General features: G+C 35.8%; 1 protein-coding gene. It reads right to left on the bottom strand.

Annotated elements, in window-relative coordinates; all coding sequences use genetic code 11:
- On the bottom strand, window positions 1-653 hold a 653-nt coding region (locus tag OWO01_RS15960; RefSeq protein ID WP_472924508.1), incomplete at both ends, for an IS1634 family transposase.

Genomic DNA, 653 nt, shown 5'->3' with positions numbered 1-653 from the left:
CCGTGTTTCCCAGATAGTGTGTAATGAATATTATCGCCAGTAGTCATGCCTTTGTCGGCTACGACAACCACTCTTCCTAAGTTGTATTCTTTGTGAACTTCTCCGAAGCCAGGACGATAAGTAAGACAATCATTTGTGTTACCAGGGAATAATTTAAATGTGATAGGGATGCCCTGCTTATCCATGAATAACCCCATTTGAATGATAGGGTTGGGACGATGCTCTTTAGACACACCTTTTCTTCTAAATTCATCGTTGATGTCTGTTTCAAAATAATAATTCGTGACATCATAATAAACAAGGTCTGTCTCTCGACCATATAGCGTTTTGATACGATCATTGATTTTTACTTGAAGTGACGAGCTATGCTTATAGAAAAAGGAAAGTGCACGATAAACATTATCCAAAGAATAATCATGCTTGTCATAAAACTTATCCTTATTTTCAAATGTTTTTTTCTTCGAAGCAGGATAAAGTAAACGTGAAAACACAAGTAATTTCATGATGTCATTGGTGTTGTAATCCATTTTAGATCGTCTTTGTTTACTCAGTAAAAATTTATCAATTTGCAACTCGTGATAGATCTGGCTGAGAATCATGTATCCAAAGTTCTTGCGATTACTTTGTCCGACAGACAAAGTGTCATCATGATT

This window comes from Natronobacillus azotifigens (assembly GCF_026805325.1).
GTDB lineage: Bacteria > Bacillota > Bacilli > Bacillales > Amphibacillaceae > Natronobacillus > Natronobacillus azotifigens.
The sequence above is the reverse complement of the archived record's forward strand: the minus strand, read 5'-3'. Positions and strand labels throughout refer to the sequence as shown.